The sequence below is a fragment of the Pseudomonas rosaeacicularis genome (assembly GCF_057128745.1).
This window is the reverse complement of the sequence record NZ_JBSKHT010000013.1, coordinates 134,851-153,516: the sequence shown is the minus strand read 5'-3', so window position 1 is coordinate 153,516 and position 18,666 is coordinate 134,851. Positions and strand designations below refer to the sequence as shown.

17 protein-coding genes, 1 tRNA gene and 1 pseudogene are annotated in these 18,666 nt (G+C 56.9%); 8 read left to right on the top strand and 11 right to left on the bottom strand.

The window, feature by feature from the left end:
- Positions 1 to 75: 75 nt before the first annotated feature.
- The gene (locus tag ACWKWM_RS18105; protein WP_483847459.1) at positions 76 to 762 is read left to right on the top strand and encodes an energy-coupling factor ABC transporter permease; all 687 of its coding nucleotides are present in this window, start codon (positions 76 to 78) and stop codon (positions 760 to 762) included.
- A 28-nt stretch (positions 763 to 790) separates the two neighbouring features.
- Here ACWKWM_RS18105 and yacG read toward each other — a convergent pair whose 3' ends face one another.
- The 6 genes from yacG to ACWKWM_RS18075 form a co-directional block, all read right to left on the bottom strand.
- The gene (yacG, locus tag ACWKWM_RS18100; RefSeq protein WP_483838033.1) at positions 791 to 994 is read right to left on the bottom strand and encodes a DNA gyrase inhibitor YacG; all 204 of its coding nucleotides are present in this window, start codon (positions 992 to 994) and stop codon (positions 791 to 793) included.
- The gene (gene coaE, locus ACWKWM_RS18095; RefSeq protein WP_483847458.1) at positions 991 to 1,614 is read right to left on the bottom strand and encodes a dephospho-CoA kinase; all 624 of its coding nucleotides are present in this window, start codon (positions 1,612 to 1,614) and stop codon (positions 991 to 993) included. The genes yacG and coaE overlap by 4 nt, the downstream gene beginning before the upstream one ends.
- Complete coding sequence (locus ACWKWM_RS18090; RefSeq protein WP_483847457.1) at positions 1,611 to 2,483, bottom strand: prepilin peptidase; 873 nt, start codon at positions 2,481 to 2,483, stop codon at positions 1,611 to 1,613. The genes coaE and ACWKWM_RS18090 overlap by 4 nt, the downstream gene beginning before the upstream one ends.
- A gap of 3 nt (positions 2,484 to 2,486) precedes the next feature.
- A complete protein-coding gene (locus ACWKWM_RS18085) occupies positions 2,487 to 3,722 on the bottom strand; it encodes a type II secretion system F family protein (protein ID WP_483847456.1) in 1,236 nt (411 codons plus the stop codon).
- Between the two features lie 2 nt (positions 3,723 to 3,724).
- Positions 3,725 to 5,416: a type IV-A pilus assembly ATPase PilB gene (pilB, locus tag ACWKWM_RS18080; protein ID WP_483847455.1), complete on the bottom strand. Its 1,692-nt coding sequence runs from the start codon at positions 5,414 to 5,416 to the stop codon at positions 3,725 to 3,727.
- Between the two features lie 262 nt (positions 5,417 to 5,678).
- Entirely contained in the window at positions 5,679 to 6,095 is a 417-nt protein-coding gene (locus tag ACWKWM_RS18075; protein ID WP_483847454.1) for a pilin, read from the bottom strand.
- Positions 6,096 to 6,232: 137 nt separating this feature from the next.
- Here ACWKWM_RS18075 and ACWKWM_RS18070 point away from each other — a divergent pair.
- Positions 6,233 to 6,308, top strand: a tRNA-Thr gene (locus tag ACWKWM_RS18070).
- A 438-nt stretch (positions 6,309 to 6,746) separates the two neighbouring features.
- Here the strand turns inward: ACWKWM_RS18070 and nadC are convergent.
- Positions 6,747 to 7,595, bottom strand: a complete 849-nt coding sequence (nadC, locus tag ACWKWM_RS18065; protein WP_483847453.1) for a carboxylating nicotinate-nucleotide diphosphorylase — start codon at positions 7,593 to 7,595, stop codon at positions 6,747 to 6,749.
- A gap of 372 nt (positions 7,596 to 7,967) precedes the next feature.
- On the opposite strand from nadC, the gene ACWKWM_RS18060 reads away from it, so the two are divergent.
- The 5 genes from ACWKWM_RS18060 (at position 7,968) to ACWKWM_RS18040 (ending at position 15,903) form a co-directional block, all read left to right on the top strand.
- Complete coding sequence (locus ACWKWM_RS18060) at positions 7,968 to 10,211, top strand: DUF1631 domain-containing protein (RefSeq protein WP_483847452.1); 2,244 nt, start codon at positions 7,968 to 7,970, stop codon at positions 10,209 to 10,211.
- 225 nt (positions 10,212 to 10,436) lie between these two features.
- Positions 10,437 to 10,985 carry a 1,6-anhydro-N-acetylmuramyl-L-alanine amidase AmpD gene (gene ampD / locus ACWKWM_RS18055; RefSeq protein ID WP_483847451.1) on the top strand — a complete coding sequence of 183 codons (549 nt, stop codon included), beginning with the start codon at positions 10,437 to 10,439 and terminating at the stop codon, positions 10,983 to 10,985.
- 16 nt (positions 10,986 to 11,001) lie between these two features.
- Positions 11,002 to 11,838 carry a regulatory signaling modulator protein AmpE gene (gene ampE, locus ACWKWM_RS18050; RefSeq protein WP_483847450.1) on the top strand — a complete coding sequence of 279 codons (837 nt, stop codon included), beginning with the start codon at positions 11,002 to 11,004 and terminating at the stop codon, positions 11,836 to 11,838.
- Between the two features lie 373 nt (positions 11,839 to 12,211).
- Complete coding sequence (gene potE, locus ACWKWM_RS18045) at positions 12,212 to 13,621, top strand: putrescine-ornithine antiporter (protein ID WP_483847449.1); 1,410 nt, start codon at positions 12,212 to 12,214, stop codon at positions 13,619 to 13,621.
- On the top strand, positions 13,618 to 15,903 hold the full coding sequence (locus ACWKWM_RS18040; RefSeq protein ID WP_483847448.1) for an Orn/Lys/Arg family decarboxylase: 2,286 nt from the start codon (positions 13,618 to 13,620) through the stop codon (positions 15,901 to 15,903). Before potE ends, ACWKWM_RS18040 begins: the two co-directional genes overlap by 4 nt.
- 580 nt (positions 15,904 to 16,483) lie before the next feature.
- On the opposite strand, the gene ACWKWM_RS18035 is transcribed toward ACWKWM_RS18040, so the two are convergent.
- Positions 16,484 to 16,756, bottom strand: a complete 273-nt coding sequence (locus ACWKWM_RS18035) for a hypothetical protein (protein ID WP_483847447.1) — start codon at positions 16,754 to 16,756, stop codon at positions 16,484 to 16,486.
- 171 nt (positions 16,757 to 16,927) lie between these two features.
- Between ACWKWM_RS18035 and ACWKWM_RS18030 the strand changes: the two are divergent.
- A pseudogene (locus ACWKWM_RS18030) lies at positions 16,928 to 17,110 on the top strand (LysR family transcriptional regulator); the annotation flags it as partial.
- Here the strand turns inward: ACWKWM_RS18030 and ACWKWM_RS18025 are convergent.
- The 3 genes from ACWKWM_RS18025 to ACWKWM_RS18015 form a co-directional block, all read right to left on the bottom strand.
- On the bottom strand, positions 17,086 to 17,808 hold the full coding sequence (locus tag ACWKWM_RS18025) for an HPP family protein (RefSeq protein WP_483847446.1): 723 nt from the start codon (positions 17,806 to 17,808) through the stop codon (positions 17,086 to 17,088). The pseudogene ACWKWM_RS18030 and the gene ACWKWM_RS18025 overlap by 25 nt on opposite strands.
- Positions 17,809 to 18,101: 293 nt before the next feature.
- A complete protein-coding gene (locus ACWKWM_RS18020; protein WP_483847445.1) occupies positions 18,102 to 18,380 on the bottom strand; it encodes a hypothetical protein in 279 nt (92 codons plus the stop codon).
- Between the two features lie 67 nt (positions 18,381 to 18,447).
- Positions 18,448 to 18,585: a hypothetical protein gene (locus ACWKWM_RS18015; RefSeq protein ID WP_483847444.1), complete on the bottom strand. Its 138-nt coding sequence runs from the start codon at positions 18,583 to 18,585 to the stop codon at positions 18,448 to 18,450.
- Positions 18,586 to 18,666: the final 81 nt, after the last annotated feature.

The following is an 18,666-nucleotide window of genomic DNA, read 5'->3' as shown; positions in this document are numbered from 1 at the left end:
CATTGACCGCGTCACGAATCCAGAACCGTTTCTGGGTCTAAACTCTTTACACCCGAACCCAACAAAACCAACACCATGATCGGCGCCGACGTCCTCACCCCACTCACCATGACCCTCGCCTGGCTGCTCTATGTCCCGGCGCTGTGCTGGGCGGTGTGGCGCTCGCCCTGGGTTGAGTTGTTCACTGACAGCCGACGCCAGCACCTGTTGTTCGGAACCGTGTTTGCGCTGTTTCTGCTGTGGTTGGTGCGGCGTGATTTCGACACTGGCGTCTCGTATCACTTCATCGGCATGACCGCCGTCACGCTGTTGCTCGACTGGCCGCTGGCGCTTGTCGGAGGTTGTATCGCGCAGTTGGGTTTGCTCGCGTTGGGGCGTCAGGACGTTGCAGCTTTAGGCGTCAACGGCCTGTTGTTTATTGCGCTGCCGGTGCTGATCACCGAAGCCTGCTCAATCGTCGTCGAGCGCGCGCAGCCGAAAAACCCGTTTGTTTACATCTTCTGCTCAGGATTCTTTGCAGCGGCTTTGGCTGCCTTGATGTGTCTGCTGTCAGCCATCGGGTTGCTGTGGTTCGAGGGGCTGTTTGCGATGCCGGAATGGCTGGAGGATTTTGTCGGCTATCTGTGGCTGATCATCTTCCCCGAAGCGTTCATCAACGGCATGGTAATCACGGCGCTGGTGGTGTTTTGCCCGGAGTGGCTGGAGACCTTCAACCGCACGCGCTACCTGTCGGCGCCGTGGAAGGACGATGGCGGCGCCTGACATCTGCTCAGTCAGGCGCCGCAAACGGTCAATGCTGGCGAGGGTCGAGGTCACCGGAGAACAGTTCGTCTTCTGCATCCGGCGCTACCGGAATCGCATGTTCTTCTGACGCCCAAGCGCCTAGATCGATCAATTTGCAGCGATCGGAACAGAACGGCCGGAAGGTGCTCTCGGGCTTCCACTCCACCGGCGCTCCACAGGTTGGGCAATCGACGGTCATTGGTTGGCTCATGATTGGCCTCCACACAAAGTTAAATAAAAGTGATGCAGTCGCTCGACTTCGCTTTTCAGCCAGGCCGGATCGCGGTCGTTGACGATCACGTCATCGGCGCGGCTCAAACGGTATTCCCGCGTGGCCTGGGCCTTGAGGATCGCCTGCACTTGCTCGGCGTTGCTGTTGTCCCGGGCTACGGTGCGCTGAATTTGAATCGCCTCAGGCACATCGATCACCAGCACCCGTTTCACCATCGTGTGCTGGGTAGTTTCCAGCAACAGCGGCGAAACCAGAATCGCGTAGGGCGACTGAGCATTGGCCAGATACGCAGTGATTTCCTCGCGGATTAGGGGATGCAGCAGCCCTTCGAGCCAGACCCGTTGCGCAGGATCCTTGAAGATCAGCTCACGCAAAGCCGTGCGATTGAGGTTTCCGTCGGTGAGCAACACGCCAGCGCCAAAGTGCTCGGCGATCCGCGCAAGGGCAGGGCGGCCCGGCTCAACCACCCAGCGGGCCGCCTGATCGGCGTCCACCAGATGAATGCCCAGGTCGACGAAGACCTGCGCAGCAGCACTTTTGCCACTGCCAATCCCGCCCGTCAGGCCAAGAATCCAGGGTTGAGAAACAGCGTGGGTCATCTGAAACCGGCGATCTGCAAGTAAGAGGCGGTTATTTGATCACCCCAGAGCAAAGCGATCCACCCCGCAATCGCCAGATAAGGACCAAAGGGGATCGGCGTGCTGGTCTCGACGTTGCGCAAGCGCAGCATGATCAGGCCCAAAACGGCACCGACCAGCGACGACAGCAAAATCGTCAGCGGCAAAATTTGCCAGCCACCCCATGCGCCGAGCATCGCCAGCAATTTGAAATCGCCATAGCCCATGCCTTCCTTGCCCGTGATCAACTTGAACAGCCAAAACACCAGCCACAGCACCAGATACCCGAACACCGCGCCCCACAGTGCGTCGGTCAGCGAGGTGAAAAGCCCGAACGCGTTGACGATCAAACCCAGCCACAGCAACGGCAGCACAATCGCGTCCGGCAAAAGTTGATGGTCGGCGTCGATCAAACTCATCGCCAGCAAACCCCAACTCAACACCAACATCGCCCCGGCCTGCCAACCGAACCCGAAATGCCACGCGATGAACGCCGACAGCAGCCCGCAGGTCAGCTCCACCAGCGGATAACGTTTGCTGATCGCTGCCTTGCAGCTTGAGCACTTACCACCGAGCGCCAGATAACTGATGACCGGCAGGTTTTCCCACGGACGGATTTTGTGCGAGCAATGCGGGCAACGGGAGTGCGGGAGCAGCAGGTTGAAGGTTTCGGTCGGTGGTTCAGGGGGTAATTCAAGCATCTCGCGGGACTGGGTTTTCCAGTCGCGGATCAGCATGATCGGCAGGCGGTAAACCACCACGTTGAGGAAACTGCCGACCAACAGGCCCAAGACAAGCGTGCACACAATGAAGGCCAGCGGGGAGCTGGCCAGGAAATCGAAGAGGGGCATGGGTTAGACGACACTGCCAAGTTTAAAGATGGGTAGGTACATAGCGATAACTAAGCCGCCGACGATAACGCCGAGTACGGCCATGATCATCGGCTCCATGAGGCTAGTTAGGCTATCGACCATATTGTCCACCTCTTCCTCGTAGTAACTAGCTACTTTGTCGAGCATAGAATCGAGGGCGCCAGACTCCTCGCCAATGGCTGTCATCTGGATGGCAAGCATGGGAAAAACTCCCGTGCTGCGCATCGAGAAATTCAGCTGCATGCCCGTGGACACGTCCTGCTTAACTTTGTTGACGGCATTTTTGAAGATGATGTTGCCTGTTGCTCCTGCGACCGAGTCCAGAGCTTCTACTAGGGGTACACCAGCAGCAAACGTTGTGGCGAGAGTCCGGGCGTATCGAGCCACGGCGGACTTATAGAGAAGTGGTCCTATGATCGGGACTTTCAAAAGCGCCCGATCTACCCCGTTTCGGAATTTTTCAGAGGTCTTATGAGCCCTTTTGAAGGCGAAGATGGCTAGGAAAACTGCTGCAATCATGATGTACCAATAATCTTGGACGGTCTGCGATAGTCCGATCACCCATACGGTAAACGCGGGCAAGTCGGCACCAAAGCCAGCGAACAAAGATTGGAACTGCGGCACTACTTTGATAAGCAAAATCCCCGTGACAATGAATGCCACGACTACAACGGCGATGGGGTAAGTCATCGCTTTTTTAATCTTGGCTTTTAGTGATTCGGTTTTTTCTTTGTAGGTTGCTACGCGATCCAGCAGGGACTCCAGAGCGCCCGCCTGCTCACCAGCGTCGACGAGATTGCAAAACAACTCATCAAAATATTGCGGCTTTTTACGAAGCGCGGTTGCGAAACTGTTGCCTGCTGCCACTTCTTGCTTGATTTCATCAACCAGCTTGCGCATGTTCGGATTGCCAGAACCTTCGCCGATGATGTCGAAGGACTGCAAAAGTGGTACGCCGGCTTTCATCATCGTCGCCATTTGCCGCGAGAAGAAAGCGATGTCCAAGGGTTTGATTTTTTTGCCGCCGCTAAAAATCGAAATAGACTTTTTACGTACTTTAAGCGGATTGATCCCTTGCTTGCGCAGTTGGGCCTTGATGAGTGCCGGATTGTGCCCAGCTAATTCGCCCGTCGTCTTGGTGCCTTTGCGATCCAGCCCTTCCCATGTGTAAACACTGGGTTTAGGCACCTTCGGAGCTTTAGCTGCTTTAGTCGCCATACCTAATCCTTGGTTACCCGGTTGATTTCTTCCAGGCTGGTCACGCCCTGCATGGCCTTGATCAGACCCGACGTGCGCAGGTCGTTGAAGCCGTCTTTACGCATCTGAGCCGCGATCTCGATGGAGTTTCCCTCCTCCATGATGATGCGCTCCAGTGCCGGGGTGGTTTTCACTACTTCATAAATCCCGACACGTCCTTTGTAGCCGCCGTTGCAGTGCTCGCAGCCCACCGGCGAGTAAAGTTTGAAAGTCCCGATCTTTGCCTCCGGAAAGCCTTCCTTGATCAAAGCTTCTCTTGGAATGTCAACTTCCTTGCGGCAGTGAGGGCATAGCTTGCGCGCCAAACGCTGAGCAATGATCAAATTGATTGCCGTCGCGATATTGAAGGCTGCTACGCCCATGTGATGAAGGCGCGTCAGCGTCTCTGCTGCACTGTTGGTGTGCAGAGTCGATAGCACCATATGGCCGGTTTGTGATGCCTTGATGGCAATCTCTGCCGTTTCAAGATCACGAATCTCACCGACCATGATTACGTCCGGATCCTGCCGAAGGAACGCTCGCAGCGCCTGCGAAAAGTCCATGCCTTGGCGAGGGTTCACGTTCACCTGGTTGATGCCTTCCAGGTTAATTTCCACTGGGTCTTCGGCTGTGGAAATATTGATATCAACGGTGTTGAGAATGTTGAGTCCGGTATAGAGCGAAACGGTTTTACCTGAACCGGTGGGACCTGTGACAAGAATCATGCCCTGCGGTTGGCGCAATGCTTCCAGGTACAGTTCCTTTTGCTCGGGCTCATAGCCCAACGCGTCGATCCCCATCTGCGCGCTGGACGGGTCCAGAATCCGCATGACGATCTTTTCGCCCCATAGGGTCGGCAGGGTGTTCACCCGAAAGTCGATAGCGCGGTTTTTGGAAATGCGCAGCTTGATGCGTCCATCCTGCGGACGGCGTCGCTCGGAAATATCCAGGCTCGCCATCACCTTCAGGCGTGCGGCAATCCGCGCTGCAAGATGGGTTGGCGGTTTGGCCACTTCATGGAGGATGCCATCGGTACGAAGACGAACCCGGAATGTCTTTTCGTAGGGTTCGAAGTGCAGGTCAGAAGAGCCAAGGCGGATGGCGTCCATCAACATTTTATTGACGAAACGCACGACAGGCGCGTCATCTGCGTCCTGGGTGGTGATGGACGTTTCCTTGTCATCGACCGTTTCAATTTCCAGACCCAGATCAACGTCGGCCATTTCGCCTAGGCCGCTGTGAGAGTCGAAGAATTTGTCGATAGCAACGGTGAGTTTGTTGTCCTCAACCAGAATCGCTTCCGTCGTCAGGCCCGTACTGAATTGGATGTCCGTGATGGCCTGATGATTGGTCGGGTCGGACACCGCTACAAACAGCTTGTTGCCTCGGCGCCACAATGGGAGCGCTGAGTGCTGGCGGACCAGCTTTTCGCTGACCAGTCCCTTGGGCTGGCTTTCTTTGTCCAGAGTGCTGAGATCAAGAAAAGGAATGCCGAATTGATCAGACGCCAGCTCTGCCAGCACAAGGCTGTTTACCAGCTTGTTCTGCACCAAATAATTGACGAGCGACACCTTGTCCCGACGCGATTGTTGGTAGGCCTGTTGAGCCGTTTTTTCGTTTAGCAATTCGGCTACAACCAATTGTTTGGCCAAACCGGTGAGGACGACATCAGTCATTAAAGCCACCAGACACAGACAGTACGGGGTTTATAGCGCAGTCAGGCGATGCTGCCAAATGCATGCGAATGAAGTGACGTTTTTTGTCAGGTTTTGCGGGAAATGGTCGTGGTACCAACCAGACATCAGGGCGCTGGCTAGTAGGCACGGATCAAAAAAATGCCCCAGTTATCTGGGGCATTTTAATTATATCTTGCGCTGAGCAGGTTGCATTTGCTTGTCGCCGGCCCTTATGAGGCGAGCAACTTTAAAAAGCCGGTTACTACTGAGGGCAAGATTTCGGCGCAACATCAGCCTCAGCTGCTCCTGTAGTAGCGCATTTCCAAACTCCATCAGCCGTCCGAGTCCAGGTTATTGTCGCAGCAGCAACCTGAGGCGGTGCGTTCTTCATAGCGCAAGCTATGGAGCCAGCGCCGGCAGTAATTGTCGCAGTATAAGTACAGTTTGTTGAATTACCATCTACAAGCCCGATGTCAGCCGGTGCCGTAATGGCAGTGCCATCATTAGTCTTCACTTCGGCAGACGTCTTAGCACCAGTAATTTCGGCCAAGCCTGCTGTAAGTTTTGATTTCGCCTGATAAGTGCTATATGCAGGAATAGCGATTGCAGCAAGGATGCCAATGATCGCTACCACGATCATCAGTTCGATCAGGGTGAAACCTTTCTGTAATGACTTCATATCTACTTCCTTTACGAGACGTACAAAAAATTGGCTACGCATGGGCTAGTGCAACGGCCATGCCATGCTTGCCGGCCTGAGAAAAAATGACCGTCTTATTATTTTGCGGCTTGGATTTTTGGCTAATCTAAGGGCACGCCGAAATAGCTCAGTCGGTAGAGCAGCGCACTCGTAACGCGAAGGTCGTAGGTTCGATTCCTATTTTCGGCACCAGAACACAAAAAGCCCGGTCCACAAGACCGGGCTTTTTCGTTTCTGTTGTGAACGCCGAATGTTGACGCGCCGCTCTTTAGGAGCCAACTTGTTGGCGAGGCAGTCAATGCGGTGTTTCAGGATTGCGGCGACGCCCAACCTAAAACTACAGAGAAAATTCTCGCCTGGCTTGCTGGCCCCTTCGCGGACGGGTCCGCTCCCACAAAAAATTTGTTTCTTCTTCGCGGGCAGGTTCACTCGCAAACATCAACTGTGCCGCAGATCCAACAGGCGATAACCGTGTCGACCAAGCGATAACAGTGGGAGGGAGCTTGCTCGCGATGGGGCCGGCGCATTCACAAGACCTTTGAGTTCTGAATATCAAATCGCGAGCAAGCTCCTCCCACATTTGGTGCTTGCTTCGCGAACAAGTTCGCTCCTACAGGGGCCGCGATTTCGTCAGATCCTCAACCGCATCGACAAATCCACCGCCTTCACGTCCTTGGTCAACGTGCCAATCGAAATGTAATCCACACCCGTCTCGGCAATCGTGCGCAGGGTCGTTTCGTTGATCCCGCCGCTGGCTTCGAGCTTGGCTTTGCCTGCTGTGATGCGAACGGCTTCGCGCATGTCGTCCAGGCTCAGTTCGTCGAGCATGATGATGTCGGCGCCGGCGTCCAGTGCTTGCTTCAACTCACTCAAGCTTTCAACTTCGACTTCAACCGGTTTACCTGGGGCGATTTTGTGTGCGGCGGCGATGGCTTCGGCGATGCCTCCGCAGGCTGCGATGTGGTTTTCCTTGATCAGGAAGGCGTCGTGCAAACCGATGCGGTGGTTGTGGCAGCCGCCGCAGGTGACGGCATACTTTTGCGCCAGGCGCAGGCCGGGCAGGGTTTTGCGGGTGTCGAGCAGTTTGACTTGGGTGTCGGCGACGATGTCGGCGTAGTGCCGGGCGCGGGTGGCGACGCCTGACAGCAGCTGCAGAAAATTCAGAGCGCTGCGTTCGCCTGTCAGCAGCGAGCGGGCGGGACCTTCTAAATGAAACAACGGTTGGTCCGGTTTGACGCGGTCACCGTCGCTGACCTGCCAGTGCACGGCGACGCGCTGATCCAGTTGCCGAAAAACGCTGTCGACCCACGAGGTGCCAGCGATCACTGCGTCATCCCGGGAAATCACGGTGGCAGCGGCAAGGCGCTCGGCGGGTATCAGCTGAGCGGTGATGTCGCCAGTGCCTACGTCCTCCAGCAACGCGCGGCGTACGTTGGCTTCGATTTCTGCTGTGAGCGCGGCGAGACGAAGATTGGGCATATCGGACTCCACTTACTAAGTGCCGCGAGTATAAGGCAGTCATCTGCAGCAACTCACCTTGACCGGACTTGTCATCTGAGAGGTTTGACGACAGTTGGTCGGTTTTTTCACCGCTGGTGCGATAGAACGCGATTTTCGCGGTCTATCGCACCACATGTAGCTTTAGCCCTTCTATATTCTACGTGGGGCAAAGTCTGCGATGGCGAGCGGAAAGATTTTCAAAGATACTCCCCTTGTTTTTTGACGTCATAGCTTTGACGTTTCGCCCGATTCATCCCATGGACCTCGAGATCGCTCAGCGAATGGCGCCGCCATGCGTCGATGCGCAGTGTTCGTATTTGTTGTGTGTGCAGTAGCAGACAGGAGGCCTTAATGCAGAACGACGGTAAAGTGGTGCCCTTGAACAAGGCGGGTCCCGAGCAAACGGGGCCATCGCCAGTTGCTCGGCTGCCGGTCGTTCTGCTGCAAGTACGTGACAAGGCCGCCCAGCAGCTCAAAGAGAGCCTGCAAACCCTGTTCGATAATGCTGACGACACGCTGTTCGAAATGGCTGACCGTGCACACAACAACGTCGAGCAGAACATTTTTTTCGAAGCCATGCGTGATCTGCGTCTGAAGCGCAAAAGCATTGAGCGCAACTTCCTCGATAAATTCTTCGAATCCTTTTTACGCCTTGGTCAGTATCAAGTTACTGAGTCGATCCTGGCGGAGCCTGTGTCCTTCGACAAACTCGCCTTGGTCCACAACGACGATCTGGAAAGAACCGTCGCCGTGGACGCCATGGTCACCAAGGTATTAAGCCGCGATGGCGTCGCCTTGAGTCAGGTGACGACTCGCCTGAATGAGCTGATCCCTCAGCCACTGACCGACGAGTCCAATCCATTAGGGCCTTTGCGCCTGTGCGAGTGCTTTCTCCAGGCCGGTCAAAACCTTGGGGTCGAGATCAAGGTCAAGCTGATCATCCTCAAGCTGTTTGAAAAATACGCGCTCACCAACGCCGACCAGTTGTACGAAGAGGCGAACCAACTGCTGATTGCTGCGGGTGTGTTGCCTGAGCTGAAGGTTTTACCGTCGCGTCGTGCGACCGATCGTTCGACTCCGACCGCGCGTTCCAGTGAGGCCCAGCGTGCTGAGACCGCAGAGCTGACGCAGGCGACTGCCAGCCTCGATAAAAGCGTGCAGGAAGTATTTGGTGCGCTTCAGGACTTACTGGTTCATGTGCGTGGCAATCTCACGACGCGCAAAGACACCCATGGCGAAGCCCGCCCGATTTCCAGCCCTGACCTGCTGCGATTGCTGTCTCATTTGCAGCAATACGTCCCAACGTCTGATACCACCGACGACTTCGATCTGCGCGTGCAACTGGAGCAGTTGATCAGCCGGGTCAGCGTCAAGAGCGGCAAATTCCGTGTCGTGGGCGTGGTGGACGAAGATGTGATCAACCTGATCGCGATGCTCTTCGAATTCATTCTCGATGATCGAAATTTGCCGAGTTCGCTACGCGCGTTGATTGGTCGTCTGCAAATCCCGATGCTGAAAATCGCGGTCATCGACAAGAGCTTCTTCAGCCGCGGCAGTCATCCTGCGCGTCGCTTGCTTAATGAAATTGCCTCGGCAGCGTTGGGTTGGAGCGGGCGTGACGACAGCCAGCGCGACTCTCTCTACTCGCGCATCGATCAGATCGTTCAGCGGCTGCTGCATGATTTTGTCGATGACCCGCAAATCTTCACCGAACTGCTGGTGGATTTCCTCGCCTTCACCGGTGACGAGCGACGCCGCAGCGAATTACTCGAACAGCGCACCCGTGATGCCGAAGAAGGCCGCGCGCTGGCTGAGATGGCCAGGCAGCGGGTGCAACAGGCATTGAATGAGCGCTTGCTGGGCAAAACCCTGCCCGAAGTGGTCGTGCGCCTTTTGCAAGAAGCGTGGAGCAAAGTGCTGTTGCTGACGTGTCTCAAGCACGGCTACGAATCGGTTGAGTGGCAGGCCGGTTTGGTGGCGATGGATGATTTGATCTGGAGCGTCGAACCGCACGATGAGCCCGAGGCACGTCAGCGATTGCTGAATCTGGTGCCGGGGCTGTTGAAGTCTCTGCGCGACGGGCTGAGCAGCGCGGCATTTGATCCTTTCGCTACGAGCGACTTCTTTAGTCAGCTCGAGGCACTGCATGTGCAGGCGTTCCACCATGTGACGCGGGCTTCGGACGAGAACGCTGAAGCCATGACAGCAGAGGCGGCAGATGGCTTGCCGATGATGGCAGTGGTTGAAGAAATTGTTCTGATCGCGCCCGGCGAGCAAATGCTCAGCGAGCCTGCGTTGCAGCTGCCTTCCGATGATCCGGGCCTGTTGCAGGTCGACACGCTGCGCCTGGGTTGCTGGATCGAAATCCAGGAAGACGAAGAGCACAAGCTGCGTTGCAAGCTGGCCGCCATTGTCGAGCCGAGTGGTCGTTACGTGTTCGTCAATCGCACCGGCATGAAGGTGCTGGAAAAGACGCGCATGGGGCTGGCGGTCGAGTTTCGTCGCGGCGCTATCCGCGTCCTGGACGATGCGCTGTTGTTCGACCGCGCGCTGGATTCGGTGCTGGGGAATTTGCGCAAGCTCAAGAGCACCTAACGGGGCGTGTTCAACAGCTGTTGGAGCGAGGCTTGCCCGCGAAGCTGAGGATGCGGGGTGTCAGGCAAACCCGGACGTCAGCTTCGCGGGCAAGCCTCGCTCCAACTTGCCGAGTACCGCGCCCGATACCATTTGCGTATCTGGCCTTGTTTCGATTCCCTCCCCACAACCTCTCCCATCGCGGGCATACTGGCCGCTGTCGATTGACCCGTTCAAGGAACCTTCATGCGATTGGACTCCGCCACGGGCTGGTGCCACGGCGCGCATCATTGCCCTTCGCCCAATTTCAACACGCGGCCTGACGCCGACATCTCGCTGCTGGTGATTCATAACATCAGCCTGCCGCCCGCCCAATTCAAGACCGGCAAGGTTCAGGCGTTCTTTCAGAACACGCTGGACGTCACCGAACATCCCTACTTTGAAAGCATTGCTGAATTACGCGTGTCTGCGCATTTCCTGATAGAGCGCGATGGCGAGCTGACGCAATTCGTCTCCTGTCTCGACCGCGCCTGGCATGCCGGAGTGTCCAGTTTTGAAGGGCACGAGACGTGCAACGATTTTTCCATCGGCATTGAGCTCGAAGGCACGGATGATCAGCCTTTCACCGATGCCCAATACACTGCCCTGATCCAGCTGACCGAGCAGTTGCAGAGCGCGTATCCGGCAATCACATCGCAACGGATTTGTGGGCACAGCGACATTGCGCCGGGACGTAAGACCGATCCGGGTCCATGCTTTGACTGGACGCGGTTTCGTACGGCTTTGAAGATTTGAAAATGAGGAAAAGTGAATGAGTTTTCTGGTGTTGCTCCTGGCGGTCTGGATCGAAAAGTTTTCCGCCCTGCGCCAACGTGTTCAGCGCGACGGCCCTTGGTTGCGCCAGCTGGGTCGGCTTGAATCCAACCCTCGCACTGCCAAACAGCCGTGGACCATATTGGCGCTCATGGTGCTGCTGCCGGTGCTGGTATTGGCGCTGATTCTGGTGGTTCTGGGCTCGGTGGCCTACGGCTGGCTGGCGTTGCCGATTCATTTGCTGGTGTTGATTTACAGCCTGGGCCGAGGTGATGTGAAAGGCGATCTGGGTCCGTTTCGGGATGCCTGCCGTCGAGGCGACCAAGAAGCTGCAGTGTTGGTGGCCGAGCGTGATCTGGGGGTTGAAGCAGACAACAGCGAGCAACTTTTGCAGGGAGTACATAGCTATCTGCTGTGGCAGATCTATCAGGGCTTCTTTGCGGTGATTTTCTGGTACTTCCTGTTGGGGCCAGTGGCTGCGCTCAGCTATCGGCTACTGGCACTGGCCGCCGAACACGGCAAGACGCCCGCACTGGTGGAGCGAGCGGCGCAACTGCGTCATGCGTTCGACTGGATTCCGGTGCGTCTGCTGGCCGCCAGTTTCGCGCTGGTGGGCAACTTCGTTGCGGTCAGCCGGGTGATGCTGCATGAGCTGCTGAACTGGAACATCAGCGCAGCCAGCCTGATCACCAAAGTCGGCTGTGTGGCGGGTGAAGTGCCTGCGCCTGCGATGGGCGTAGAAGGCGTCAGCAGTCTGGATGTGCTCTGGGAATTGCTGATCCGCGCGGCGATTGTCTGGTACGCAGGTTTCGCCTTGTGGACCTTGCTGGTTTAAATCTCGGCTATAGGAGCGCGTTTGCCCGCGATTTCGATTTGCCTGTCACATCGTTGTCGACGGACAGAACGCTATCGCGGGCAAGCGCGCTCCTACAGAATCACGCCCACTGAAAAATCCCGCTTATCTGCATCTTTTCTGATGTAGATCAGTGCGCGTCTCCCCGATAAGCCTATCTTCGATCAGTCATGTTTCTGCACTTTTAGACTGCGACTGCAGCCGGTAATCGAGTGTGCCAGCGCCGTCTAACTTCAAGTTTAATTCCTCAAAAAGATGGCTGTAGGCTAGCAATTAGTCTGCCGGTCATTTCTTGCTACATCTGCATCCTTTGCTATAGCTAACTCTCTCTCACGTCATTCAACGGGGCTACGCAATGTCAGTGGCAAAGAAAATGAGTGTGGGGCAACTGACGATGTTGACCGCCGTCAACATGTTGGGCTCAGGGATCGTGTTATTGCCTTCCAAACTCGCCGAAGTCGGCGCTATTTCGATACTTTCCTGGATTATCACCGCCACCGGCTCGCTGGCTCTGGCATACGCCTTTGCACGCTGCGGAATGCTCAGCCGAAAGACCGGCGGCATGGGCGGTTATGCCGAATACACCTTCGGCAAAGGGGGCAACTACATCACTAACTACACCTACGGCGTGTCGCTGTTGATTGCCAACGTAGCGATCAGTATCACGGCGGTCGGTTATATCCAGGTGCTGTTCGATGTGCAGCTGAACTCCATGCAAGTGGGCTTGGCGACCATCGCCTTATTGTGGCTGACCACTTTTGCCAACTTTGGTGGCGCCAGTATCACCGGCAAGATTGGCGCGATCACTGTTTGGGGTGTTATCGCCCCGGTATTGCTGGTCTCGACCATCGGCTGGTTCTGGTTCGACAGCAGCATTTATGCCGCTGGCTGGAATCCTCACGGCAAAGGGATATTCGAAGCGGCTGGCGCTTCGGTCGCGATTACGCTGTGGGCGTTCCTGGGCCTTGAGTCAGCGTGCGCCAACACCGATGCCGTGGAAAACCCTGAGAAGAACGTGCCCATCGCAGTCCTCGGCGGCACCTTGGGGGCAGCGGTGATTTACATCGTCTCCACCAACGTCATCGCCGGCATTGTCAGCAACCCCGAGCTGGTCGCGTCCACCGCGCCGTTTGGTCTGGTGTTCGCCAAGATGTTCAACCCCATGGTCGGCAGCATCGTCATGGGCCTGATGGTGCTGGCCTGCATCGGCTCATTGCTGGGTTGGCAGTTCACCATCGCCCAAGTGTTCAAAAGCTCGGCGGACACGGGGTACTTTCTGCCGATCTTCGCCAAGGCCAACAAGGCCGGCACCCCTATTGTCGGCATGCTGATTTTGCTGGCAGGGCAGACCGCGCTCGGGTTTCTGACCATCAGCCCCGACCTCAGCAAGCAGTTCGACACCTTGGTGAACCTGGCGGTGGTGACGAATCTAGTGCCTTACATCCTGTCGATGGCGGCGTTGATGACCATGCAGAAAGTCTCCAACGTGCCGGCTCGCAAAGCGTTGGTCACCAACATCATCGCCTGGATCGCAGCGGCCTACAGTTACCTGGCGCTTTACAGCTCCGGCGAGCAAGCGCTGATGCTTGGCGGCGTGGCGACCATCTTCGGCTACACGCTGTTCGGCTTCGTCAACAACCGCTTGATACGCCTTGAAGCGCTCAACAACAGCGTGCCGGTGCAAACCGTCAGCGCGCAGCACATCGAGGGTTCAGCCATCCCGGTGAACAGTTTGAATTCGGCCACTCTGGAGATTCGACCATGACGGAAAACAGACACCTGCTCGGCATGCTGGCGCTGTTGATCAGCAGCCCACCGGACAAACGCACCGTGTTTGGCCGTGCCTTGAACCAACTGATCAACGACGTCGAAGAGCGCTCTATCAGCGTCCTGGTTTCGGAAAGCCTGAGCGACGCGACTTCGATTCTGCATTCCGATCCTGCTATCCAATGCGTGCTGCTGAGCTGGGAAATGGACAAAAGCGAGGGGCACGAGGAGTGCATCAAACTGCTGACCAATTTGCGCGAGCGCAACACACGGGTGCCGGTGTTTCTGATCAGCGACCGCAGCACTGCGTCGAGCATTCCGCTGGTAGTGATGCAGCACGCCGATGACTTCATCTGGCTACCCGAAGACACCAGCCGCTTCCTCAGCGGACGGATCATGGCGGCCATCGAGCGCTATCGTCAGGCTGTGTTGCCGCCGATGTTTGGCGCGCTGCTGAAGTTCGCGCGCTCGTATGAATATTCGTGGCACACCCCGGGCCACGCAGGGGGTACGGCATTTCTGAAAAGCACGGCGGGCAGGGCGTTTTACGAGTTTTTCGGGGAAAACCTGCTGCGCTCGGACCTGTCGATTTCGGTCGGCGAATTGGGCTCATTGCTCGATCACAGCGGCCCCATCGGCCAAGGCGAACGCTACGCGGCGAAAGTCTTCGGCGCCCATCGCACGTATTACGTCACCAATGGCTCGTCGACCTCCAACCGCGTCATCCTCATGGCCAGCGTAACCCGGGATCAGATCGCGTTATGCGACCGCAATTGCCACAAGTCCGCCGAGCACGCGATGACCTTGTCTGGCGCGATTCCGACTTATCTCGTGCCGACGCGAAATCGCTACGGGATCATTGGCCCGATCCTGCCGCAGACGTTGAGCGCCGAAGCCGTGAAGGCAGCGATTGCCAATAACCCGTTGGTCAAGGATGGCATCGACCCGACGCCGATCCACGCCATCGTCACCAACTCAACGTATGACGGCCTGACCTACAACGTCACCCGCGTTGAAGAATTGCTCGGACAGAGCGTCGATCGCCTGCATTTCGACGAAGCCTGGTACGGCTACGCGCGATTCAATCCGCTGTACAAGGATCGTTTCGCGATGCACGGCAACCCCGCCGATCACGATGAGTCACGTCCGACCGTGTTCGCTACGCAATCGACGCACAAGCTGCTGGCGGCGTTGTCCCAGGCCTCGATGATTCATGTGCGCAATGGGCGCAATCCGATCCCGCACGGGCGCTTCAATGAGTCGTTCATGATGCACGCCTCGACCTCGCCCAACTACGCGATCATGGCTTCGTGCGACGTCAGTTCGGCGATGATGGAAGCGCCCAGCGGGCAGATTCTGACGAATGAATCGATTGAAGAAGCCATCGCGTTCCGCCAGGTCATCTCGCGGATGAAGAGCGAAATGCTCGGCCACGACGACTGGTTTTTCTCCTGCTGGCAACCGCCGTCGGTGCAAGTGGACGGGGAAGTGGTGGCGTTTCATCAGGCCGATCCGCTGACCCTCAAGACCGACCCCAACTGCTGGGTGCTGCACCCGAACGAGGTGTGGCATGGTTTCGGCGATATCGAAGACGGCTACTGCATGCTCGACCCGATCAAGGTCTCGGTGCTTAGCCCTGGCATGGGCGACGACGGCGAGTTGCTCGACTTCGGGATTCCGGCCTGTGTGCTCAGTGCCTATTTGGGACGACAAGGGATCGTGGTCGAGAAAACCACCGATTTCACGATTTTGTTTCTGTTCTCCATCGGCATCACCAAGGGCAAGTGGGGCACGCTGGTCAACGCGCTGCTGGACTTCAAGCGCGACTACGACACCAACCTTGAGCTGGAAATGTGCCTGCCGGATTTGCTGACCGCTAACCAACAGCGCTATGCCGGCATGGGGCTCAAGGATTTGGCCCGAGACATCTTCGCCGCGATGAAGAAAAACAAGACCACTTCGACCATGGCCAAGGCCTTCGGCATGTTGCCGCAAGCAGAGTTCAGCCCGGTGGAGGCTTACGAAAAACTGGTGAAAAATCAGGTGGAGCAGGTGACGCTGGAGCAAGCCGCAGGACGGATTGTTGCCACCGGCATCGTGCCGTATCCGCCCGGCATCCCGCTGCTCATGCCCGGCGAAAACGCAGGCCCCGCCGACGGCCCGCTGCTAGCGTATCTCCGCGCGCTGGAAAGCTTCGACAAATCCTTCCCTGGGTTCACCCACGACACCCACGGGATCGAAAGCGAAGCGGGGGAATATCGGTTGTTGGTGTTGAAATGAGGTGAGGCGTTGAGCGCCCATGTGGGGACGGCGGAACCCGATCAATGTTGGAGCGAGTGGCGGCATTCCGACTTGCCCGCGAAGTTAACAACGCGCAGTGTCAGGACAAATCGAGGTCTCAGCTTCGTCGGCAAGCCGGACTCCCACGCCCTTCGGGCAGAAGCAGAAATACGCAGCGGCGCAGACAATTGTCGATTCTGGGCGCTACCCGTAATCGCTTTTGATTCTGCCCGCAGGGCGTAGGAGCGCAGCTTGCTCGCGATCTGCCGCGAAGCGGCAGTAGATCTGACAACGCAATACGCCTGATGCCCCGAGCCGTCTGGTTCCAGGGCCGCTTCGCAGTCGGACGCGACCCCGGCCCATCGTCGGCAAGCTGAACTCCTGCGCCCTGCGGGCAGAAGCTGGATTCCCTCGACATACAAAGTACACGCCAGACGCAAAACCCGTGGGAGCGGACCTGTCCGCGAAGAGGCCGTCCAACCAGCAGAATATCCGTCGTCGGTACCACCGCATTCGCGGACAGGTCCGCTCTCACGACATGTTCGTTTACTAAGCTAGATCGCGGCTTACAGGCCTCGGCTTAATTGCTCTGAACCTTCTGCAGCGCCTGCTGCGTCAACGACACGCACTCCCGCGCGCCGTCGGCGTTGTGGCGGGCGCGGGCGGATTCGGCGCGGTGGACGGTGGTGTCGACATCGCTTTTGACGGCATCGCTCAGGTTCGGTCGGGCGACTTTGGCGTCGCGGATTTTGCTCAGGTTCATCTGGCACTGACTGTCGTCGTCATTGGCGAAGGCAGACAGGGGCAGGGCGGCAGCAGTCAGGATGAGGCCGGCGAGCAGGACGTGTTTCATTATTGTTTTCCGCATGGGGTTGAGAGTGGGTCGCCGCTGTTGGGCAACGTCCCCATGAGACAGCGAAACCCGACTTTTAGCTACGCCTATCGTCGCGTCAGGCTGTCTTGGCACAAGCCACGCACGCGCAATGCCAGACCTTCCATCCTGCGCCCGTGCGTTACCATGTCGCAATCGTATCTGGACAGCGGGGTGGTCGAGCGCGTGCCGTTGGCGCCCGAGTTCAGCTTTCCGACCTATCTGGTCTACTCGCGAAATAACCACTCCCCCGCACTGAACCAAGCCATTGGCTTATTGCGAGAGATCGTCAAAGAAAAAGGCGATTGGTCTCAGCGCTGGGCACCGCCCATCTGACCCAGACTGCGGCGCAAAGCATGCGCCTCGGTCTTGCGCAGGATGTCTTCCAGGTCTTCGCGGGAGACGTCGATGAATTCCCCCATCTCCTCCAGCGCCTGCTCCAGATCCTGCGCATTGAACGCCACCCGTTCGGTCAACTGGGTGCTGAGAGTGCGCTGATCTTCAACGGTCGGCTTCGAGTGCGGCTTTGGATAGCGCACCCGCGTAAGGTTGTTGTAAGCCAGAGCGGTGAGCAGCAAGCACAGCGCGTTGAGCATGACCGGGTTCAGCACCTGTAACCCCATTGGCGAAAGCTCGTTCCGGGAGATCACGATGCTGATCGCAATGGCCGCACCGGGCGGGTGCAGACAGCGGCAGACGCACATCAGCAAAATCGAAGAGCACACCGCAACACTGGCCGCCATGATGGTATTGCCCAACACATCAATGCACGCCAGAGCGACAAGGGTCGCGATCAGGTAACTGCCGATGATCGACCACGGCTGAGCCAGCGCGCCTGTGGACACCGCAAACAACAAGACGGCCGATGCGCCAACAGGGCCGAGCAGGTGCAGCGCCACTTCGCTGCCGAAAAAGTGCTGACAAATCATCGCGCTGATAAAGATGCCGAGGCACGCGCCGACGGCCGCGCGCGACCATTCTTTTGGGTGAGTGTTGAGCGAGTGGGGAATGAAACTCTTCAGCAGCGTTTTCAAGACAGGACTTCTTCAGCCATAAAAAAGGAGCTCATCGCCAGTGACGGAGCTCCAGCACAAGGGGGGAATACAGTGCCAAAGGGCAACACACCGGCCGGGCACTGATTGCGGCAGTGATCCGGTCGAATTCACAGCGAGCCGATTGTGCTGAAGAATTGCAGGCGAGACTAATTCGAAATATTGAGCTGACAGTGCAATATTTTTGAGGGATGCGAGGATGAGCCGTGTTTTATCTCCGGCAAATGAATAAGGGCCCGTTCAGGCCCTTATTGGTTTGAGTCGGTGCAGCGATATTAAACTCTGTTGCTCTGCAGGTTGCGCCGGATATTCTGCGCAGGCCTGCTGCTTTCAACTTCCAGCAAATGCTCGGCCAGGACGTCGTTGAGAAAACGGAACTGATCCGTCAGGCCAATCACCTCGTTACTGAAGTGGTGAGCGGCCGCTGGCATCAGAAACCCATCAAAACGGTTGTCGCTGATCAGCATTTCTTTTTTGCGGGCGATGACATGTTGTGAGTAGTAGTTATTGCCAAACTTGGGGAAGCTGACGTGCAAGGTTACTTCTCGGGTCATGTCTAGTGCTCCGCGATGCAGTGAAAGTTGTTTAACAAGGTGCTGATAAGTGTCAGCTACTTGGCCGTTAGTTGGCCCGTGCCATGACACGATTTTCATTTTCGTTGGCGGGTGACATCACCGTGGCCAGATCGAAAAACTTGAGGGCGACGACGTAAGTGGTAAACGCCGACAGAGCCAGGCAAGTAAGCAGATGAATCAACATGTTCTAGCCCTCAGTTCGTGTTTGGGTGTGAGGCGATAGTACGCCCATGAGTTTTGAGCGGAAGCCATAAGCACGAATGGT

What these genes read in the sequence shown, in the direction of transcription:
- ACWKWM_RS18105 (WP_483847459.1), top strand. Translation starts at nt 76, where the DNA reads ATGATCGGCGCCGACGTCCTCACCCCACTCACCATGACCCTCGCCTGG.
- yacG (WP_483838033.1), bottom strand. Translation starts at nt 994, where the DNA reads ATGAGCCAACCAATGACCGTCGATTGCCCAACCTGTGGAGCGCCGGTG.
- coaE (WP_483847458.1), bottom strand. Translation starts at nt 1,614, where the DNA reads ATGACCCACGCTGTTTCTCAACCCTGGATTCTTGGCCTGACGGGCGGG.
- ACWKWM_RS18090 (WP_483847457.1), bottom strand. Translation starts at nt 2,483, where the DNA reads ATGCCCCTCTTCGATTTCCTGGCCAGCTCCCCGCTGGCCTTCATTGTG.
- ACWKWM_RS18085 (WP_483847456.1), bottom strand. Translation starts at nt 3,722, where the DNA reads ATGGCGACTAAAGCAGCTAAAGCTCCGAAGGTGCCTAAACCCAGTGTT.
- pilB (WP_483847455.1), bottom strand. Translation starts at nt 5,416, where the DNA reads ATGACTGATGTCGTCCTCACCGGTTTGGCCAAACAATTGGTTGTAGCC.
- ACWKWM_RS18075 (WP_483847454.1), bottom strand. Translation starts at nt 6,095, where the DNA reads ATGAAGTCATTACAGAAAGGTTTCACCCTGATCGAACTGATGATCGTG.
- nadC (WP_483847453.1), bottom strand. Translation starts at nt 7,595, where the DNA reads ATGCCCAATCTTCGTCTCGCCGCGCTCACAGCAGAAATCGAAGCCAAC.
- ACWKWM_RS18060 (WP_483847452.1), top strand. Translation starts at nt 7,968, where the DNA reads ATGCAGAACGACGGTAAAGTGGTGCCCTTGAACAAGGCGGGTCCCGAG.
- ampD (WP_483847451.1), top strand. Translation starts at nt 10,437, where the DNA reads ATGCGATTGGACTCCGCCACGGGCTGGTGCCACGGCGCGCATCATTGC.
- ampE (WP_483847450.1), top strand. Translation starts at nt 11,002, where the DNA reads ATGAGTTTTCTGGTGTTGCTCCTGGCGGTCTGGATCGAAAAGTTTTCC.
- potE (WP_483847449.1), top strand. Translation starts at nt 12,212, where the DNA reads ATGTCAGTGGCAAAGAAAATGAGTGTGGGGCAACTGACGATGTTGACC.
- ACWKWM_RS18040 (WP_483847448.1), top strand. Translation starts at nt 13,618, where the DNA reads ATGACGGAAAACAGACACCTGCTCGGCATGCTGGCGCTGTTGATCAGC.
- ACWKWM_RS18035 (WP_483847447.1), bottom strand. Translation starts at nt 16,756, where the DNA reads ATGAAACACGTCCTGCTCGCCGGCCTCATCCTGACTGCTGCCGCCCTG.
- ACWKWM_RS18020 (WP_483847445.1), bottom strand. Translation starts at nt 18,380, where the DNA reads ATGACCCGAGAAGTAACCTTGCACGTCAGCTTCCCCAAGTTTGGCAAT.
- ACWKWM_RS18015 (WP_483847444.1), bottom strand. Translation starts at nt 18,585, where the DNA reads ATGTTGATTCATCTGCTTACTTGCCTGGCTCTGTCGGCGTTTACCACT.